Raw genomic sequence first — 1,430 nt, 5'->3', positions numbered from 1 at the left:
GGCTCATCCGATCTGAGGGTGTAGCCGTGGTCTGAAGCCGCCGGCCTCGAGCAGGGATCGTGCGATGTAGTGGGTCAGGTTGCGGAAGCCGAGGGCGGAGCCGCGCAGGTGCTCGAGCCGGCCGTTGATCGCCTCCGTCGGGCCGTTGCTCGAACCGGGCAGATCGAAGAACGCCAGCACGTCATCGGCACGTCGCTTCAAGGTGCGGCCGAGGGTGACGAGCTCGGTCAGCGCGGTCGGAACGCCTCGGGTCAGGGAGTCGATGACCGCGGTCATGAGTGCGCGGCCCTGGGCGCGGTCGGGGTGGCGGTAGGCGGTGATCATGCGCTGGTAGATGCCCCAGGTCGCCTCGACCTCGACATGCTCGTCGGCGGCGAACAACGCCTCGAGCCGGCCCTTCTGCTTGTCGGTCAGCAGGTCGGCGCCGGTGTGCAGGGTGCGGCGAGCCTTGTAGAGCGGGTCCTTGGCGCGTCCGCGGTGGCCGTGCAGATCCTGCTGGATACGGCGGCGGCAGCGGTCCAACGCGTCGCCGGCCAGGCGCACGACGTGGAACGGGTCCATCACCGCCGCGGCGTCGGGCAGCTCCTCAGCGGTGGCGGTCTTGAAGCCGGTGAACCCGTCCATGGCGACGACCTCGATCCCGTCGCGCCAGGCCTGGGGACGTGCGGCGAGCCAGGTCTTGAACGCGCTCTTGGAGCGGCCCTCGACCATGTCCAGCAGGCGAGCCGGCCCGGTACCGTCGCGGATCGGGGTCAGGTCGATGACCACGGTCACGTACTTCTCCCCGCGGCGGGTGTGGCGCCACACGTGCTCGTCCACGCCGATCGTGGTCACGCCCTCGAAGCGGTGCGGGTCGTCGATCAGCACCCGCCGACCCTCGGCCAGGACCGCGTCGTTCGCGGTGTCCCACGCCACCGCGAGGGCCTCAGCGACCCTGGCGATCGTGAGGTGCCCGACGACGAGGCCGACAAGCGCCCAACGCACCGCCGTCCGCGACAGCTTCGCCCGTGGTTCTGCCACCCGCGACGTGTCCTGACGCCAGACCCGTCGGCAGGGCGCACAGCGGTAACGGCGGACCCGGACCAGCAATGTCGTCGGCCGCCATCCGAAGGGCTCATGGGCAAGGCGCCGAGTCACGGTGTCGCGAAGGACGCCCTCGGCGCCGCACCCGCGGCAGAACGCGTCGTCCACGCGCGCTACGACACGGCACTCAAGCGCTGCGCGGTCAGGCTCCAGGCGCTGCCCGACGACGACGAGGCCGAGCTCGTCCAGGCAGCAGAACGTGGTCAGGTCAGGGCTGTGGAAGGTAGCGTCGCTCACGTCGAGGTCTTCTGGATGGGTTGGTGTAGGAACCCCCATCATCAGGGGACCTCGACCCGCATCCCGACCAGATCAGCCCGCCGGCGCTACACCTTCAGATCGGATGAGCC

At 70.1% G+C, this 1,430-nt stretch carries 1 protein-coding gene; it reads right to left on the bottom strand.

Translation table 11 applies throughout. The features are described 5' to 3' along the window. Positions 1-3 precede the first annotated feature (3 nt). Positions 4-1,320 carry an ISL3 family transposase gene (locus IF651_RS17260; protein ID WP_191830365.1) on the bottom strand — a complete coding sequence of 439 codons (1,317 nt, stop codon included), beginning with the start codon at positions 1,318-1,320 and terminating at the stop codon, positions 4-6. Between the last annotated feature and the right edge of the window lie 110 nt (positions 1,321-1,430).

Source organism: Cellulosimicrobium arenosum (genome assembly GCF_014837295.1).
In the GTDB taxonomy this organism is placed as follows: domain Bacteria; phylum Actinomycetota; class Actinomycetes; order Actinomycetales; family Cellulomonadaceae; genus Cellulosimicrobium; species Cellulosimicrobium arenosum.
This window is presented reverse-complemented; position numbering and strand designations above follow the sequence as displayed.